Origin of the sequence: Streptococcus sp. 596553, assembly GCF_900411395.1 — a bacterium.
In the GTDB taxonomy this organism is placed as follows: Bacteria; Bacillota; Bacilli; order Lactobacillales; family Streptococcaceae; genus Streptococcus; species Streptococcus mitis_BA.
Map to the genome: position 1 here is coordinate 1 of NZ_OXCQ01000023.1, position 4938 is coordinate 4938.

Annotated in this window: 1 tRNA gene and 2 rRNA genes; all 3 read right to left on the reverse strand. The window is 49.8% G+C overall.

What is annotated here, in order from left to right:
• Nucleotides 1–35: 35 nt before the first annotated feature.
• Nucleotides 36–2937 (reverse strand): 23S ribosomal RNA (locus DSY56_RS11470).
• Nucleotides 2938–3061: 124 nt separating this feature from the next.
• A tRNA-Ala gene (locus tag DSY56_RS11475) sits at nucleotides 3062–3134 on the reverse strand.
• Nucleotides 3135–3185: 51 nt separating this feature from the next.
• Nucleotides 3186–4731 (reverse strand): 16S ribosomal RNA (locus DSY56_RS11480).
• Together the 16S and 23S rRNA genes with 1 tRNA gene alongside form the textbook arrangement of a ribosomal RNA operon.
• Nucleotides 4732–4938: the final 207 nt, after the last annotated feature.

Genomic DNA, 4938 nt, shown 5'->3' on the forward strand with positions numbered 1-4938 from the left:
CAAGAAAACCGTTCGCTTTCATATTCTCAGTTACTTTGGATAAGTCCTCGAGCTATTAGTATTAGTCCGCTACATGTGTCGCCACACTTCCACTTCTAACCTATCTACCTGATCATCTCTCAGGGCTCTTACTGATATAAAATCATGGGAAATCTCATCTTGAGGTGGGTTTCACACTTAGATGCTTTCAGCGTTTATCCCTTCCCTACATAGCTACCCAGCGATGCCTTTGGCAAGACAACTGGTACACCAGCGGTAAGTCCACTCTGGTCCTCTCGTACTAGGAGCAGATCCTCTCAAATTTCCTACGCCCGCGACGGATAGGGACCGAACTGTCTCACGACGTTCTGAACCCAGCTCGCGTGCCGCTTTAATGGGCGAACAGCCCAACCCTTGGGACCGACTACAGCCCCAGGATGCGACGAGCCGACATCGAGGTGCCAAACCTCCCCGTCGATGTGAACTCTTGGGGGAGATAAGCCTGTTATCCCCAGGGTAGCTTTTATCCGTTGAGCGATGGCCCTTCCATACGGAACCACCGGATCACTAAGCCCGACTTTCGTCCCTGCTCGAGTTGTAGCTCTCGCAGTCAAGCTCCCTTATACCTTTACACTCTGCGAATGATTTCCAACCATTCTGAGGGAACCTTTGGGCGCCTCCGTTACCTTTTAGGAGGCGACCGCCCCAGTCAAACTGCCCGTCAGACACTGTCTCCGATAGGGATCACCTATCCGGGTTAGAGTGGCCATAACACAAGGGTAGTATCCCAACAACGTCTCCTTCGAAACTGGCGTCCCGATCTCATAGACTCCTACCTATCCTGTACATGTGGTACAGACACTCAATATCAAACTGCAGTAAAGCTCCATGGGGTCTTTCCGTCCTGTCGCGGGTAACCTGCATCTTCACAGGTACTAAAATTTCACCGAGTCTCTCGTTGAGACAGTGCCCAAATCATTACGCCTTTCGTGCGGGTCGGAACTTACCCGACAAGGAATTTCGCTACCTTAGGACCGTTATAGTTACGGCCGCCGTTTACTGGGGCTTCAATTCATACCTTCGCTTGCGCTAAGCACTCCTCTTAACCTTCCAGCACCGGGCAGGCGTCACCCCCTATACATCATCTTACGATTTAGCAGAGAGCTGTGTTTTTGATAAACAGTTGCTTGGGCCTATTCACTGCGGCTGACTTAAAGTCAGCACCCCTTCTCCCGAAGTTACGGGGTCATTTTGCCGAGTTCCTTAACGAGAGTTCTCTCGCTCACCTGAGGCTACTCGCCTCGACTACCTGTGTCGGTTTGCGGTACGGGTAGAGTATGTTTAAACGCTAGAAGCTTTTCTTGGCAGTGTGACGTCACTAACTTCGCTACTAAACTTCGCTCCCCATCACAGCTCAATGTTATAGAACTAAGCATTTAACTCAATTCACACCTCACTGCTTAGACAGACTCTTCCAATCGTCTGCTTTAGTTAGCCTACTGCGTCCCTCCATCACTACATACTCTAGTACAGGAATATCAACCTGTTGTCCATCGGATACACCTTTCGGTCTCTCCTTAGGTCCCGACTAACCCAGGGCGGACGAGCCTTCCCCTGGAAACCTTAGTCTTACGGTGGACAGGATTCTCACCTGTCTTTCGCTACTCATACCGGCATTCTCACTTCTATGCGTTCCAGCACTCCTCACGGTATACCTTCTTCACACATAGAACGCTCTCCTACCATACCTATAAAGGTATCCACAGCTTCGGTAAATTGTTTTAGCCCCGGTACATTTTCGGCGCAGGGTCACTCGACTAGTGAGCTATTACGCACTCTTTGAATGAATAGCTGCTTCTAAGCTAACATCCTAGTTGTCTGTGCAACCCCACATCCTTTTCCACTTAACAATTATTTTGGGACCTTAGCTGGTGGTCTGGGCTGTTTCCCTTTCGACTACGGATCTTAGCACTCGCAGTCTGACTGCCGACCATAATTCTTTGGCATTCGGAGTTTATCTGAGATTGGTAATCCGGGATGGACCCCTCACCCAAACAGTGCTCTACCTCCAAGAATCTCTAATGTCGACGCTAGCCCTAAAGCTATTTCGGAGAGAACCAGCTATCTCCAAGTTCGTTTGGAATTTCTCCGCTACCCACAAGTCATCCAAGCACTTTTCAACGTGCCCTGGTTCGGTCCTCCAGTGCGTCTTACCGCACCTTCAACCTGCTCATGGGTAGGTCACATGGTTTCGGGTCTACGTCATGATACTAAGGCGCCCTATTCAGACTCGGTTTCCCTACGGCTCCGTCTCTTCAACTTAACCTCGCATCATAACGTAACTCGCCGGTTCATTCTACAAAAGGCACGCTCTCACCCATTAACGGGCTCGAACTTGTTGTAGGCACACGGTTTCAGGTTCTATTTCACTCCCCTCCCGGGGTGCTTTTCACCTTTCCCTCACGGTACTGGTTCACTATCGGTCACTAGGGAGTATTTAGGGTTGGGAGATGGTCCTCCCAGATTCCGACGGGATTTCACGTGTCCCGCCGTACTCAGGATACTGCTAGGTACAAAGACTATTTTAAATACGAGGCTATTACTCTCTTTGGCTGATCTTCCCAAATCATTCTTCTATAATCTTTGAGTCCACATTGCAGTCCTACAACCCCGAAGAGTAAACTCTTCGGTTTGCCCTCCTGCCGTTTCGCTCGCCGCTACTAAGGCAATCGCTTTTGCTTTCTCTTCCTGCAGCTACTTAGATGTTTCAGTTCACTGCGTCTTCCTCCTCACATCCTTAACAGATGTGGGTAACAGGTAGTACCTGTTGGGTTCCCCCATTCGGAAATCCCTGGATCATCGCTTACTTACAGCTACCCAAGGCATATCGTCGTTTGTCACGTCCTTCTTCGGCTCCTAGTGCCAAGGCATCCACCGTGCGCCCTTATTAACTTAACCTTATTTTCTGACCTTTCAGTCATAAACTCTTATTAATACTACAGCGTTTTCGGTTTATTTTCTTGTTACTATTTGATATAGATATTCAATTTTCAATGTGCATTACTTGGTGATCTCTCACCAATGGAGCCTAGCGGGATCGAACCGCTGACCTCCTGCGTGCAAAGCAGGCGCTCTCCCAGCTGAGCTAAGGCCCCACAAGACCTCTCAAGACTAAACAAGACCAATGCGCAGTTCCTTATCCTTAGAAAGGAGGTGATCCAGCCGCACCTTCCGATACGGCTACCTTGTTACGACTTCACCCCAATCATCTATCCCACCTTAGGCGGCTGGCTCCTTACGGTTACCTCACCGACTTCGGGTGTTACAAACTCTCGTGGTGTGACGGGCGGTGTGTACAAGGCCCGGGAACGTATTCACCGCGGCGTGCTGATCCGCGATTACTAGCGATTCCGACTTCATGTAGGCGAGTTGCAGCCTACAATCCGAACTGAGACTGGCTTTAAGAGATTAGCTTGCCGTCACCGGCTTGCGACTCGTTGTACCAGCCATTGTAGCACGTGTGTAGCCCAGGTCATAAGGGGCATGATGATTTGACGTCATCCCCACCTTCCTCCGGTTTATTACCGGCAGTCTCGCTAGAGTGCCCAACTGAATGATGGCAACTAACAATAGGGGTTGCGCTCGTTGCGGGACTTAACCCAACATCTCACGACACGAGCTGACGACAACCATGCACCACCTGTCACCTCTGTCCCGAAGGAAAGCTCTATCTCTAGAGCGGTCAGAGGGATGTCAAGACCTGGTAAGGTTCTTCGCGTTGCTTCGAATTAAACCACATGCTCCACCGCTTGTGCGGGCCCCCGTCAATTCCTTTGAGTTTCAACCTTGCGGTCGTACTCCCCAGGCGGAGTGCTTAATGCGTTAGCTACGGCACTAAACCCCGGAAAGGGTCTAACACCTAGCACTCATCGTTTACGGCGTGGACTACCAGGGTATCTAATCCTGTTTGCTCCCCACGCTTTCGAGCCTCAGCGTCAGTTACAAGCCAGAGAGCCGCTTTCGCCACCGGTGTTCCTCCATATATCTACGCATTTCACCGCTACACATGGAATTCCACTCTCCCCTCTTGCACTCAAGTTAAACAGTTTCCAAAGCGTACTATGGTTAAGCCACAGCCTTTAACTTCAGACTTATCTAACCGCCTGCGCTCGCTTTACGCCCAATAAATCCGGACAACGCTCGGGACCTACGTATTACCGCGGCTGCTGGCACGTAGTTAGCCGTCCCTTTCTGGTAAGATACCGTCACAGTGTGAACTTTCCACTCTCACACTCGTTCTTCTCTCACAACAGAGCTTTACGATCCGAAAACCTTCTTCACTCACGCGGCGTTGCTCGGTCAGACTTCCGTCCATTGCCGAAGATTCCCTACTGCTGCCTCCCGTAGGAGTCTGGGCCGTGTCTCAGTCCCAGTGTGGCCGATCACCCTCTCAGGTCGGCTATGTATCGTCGCCTTGGTGAGCCGTTACCCCACCAACTAGCTAATACAACGCAGGTCCATCTGGTAGTGATGCAATTGCACCTTTTAAGTAAATGTCATACAACATCTACTCTTATGCGGTATTAGCTATCGTTTCCAATAGTTATCCCCCGCTACCAGGCAGGTTACCTACGCGTTACTCACCCGTTCGCAACTCATCCAGAGAAGCAAGCTCCTCCTTCAGCGTTCTACTTGCATGTATTAGGCACGCCGCCAGCGTTCGTCCTGAGCCAGGATCAAACTCTCATTAAAAGTTTGAGTTCTCACTCATTTCTGTCACTGACAGATTTATTGTTTTTTTCATTGTTCAGTACTACAACCTTAGTTGTAGTGCCCTGCACATTGGTTCGTCTTGTTCAGTTTTCAAAGGTCTTTGTCACTCGCTTCTCTCAAGCGACAACTATATTAGTATATCACAGTCACTTTCGCTTGTCAACACTTTTTTGAAACTTTTTTAAA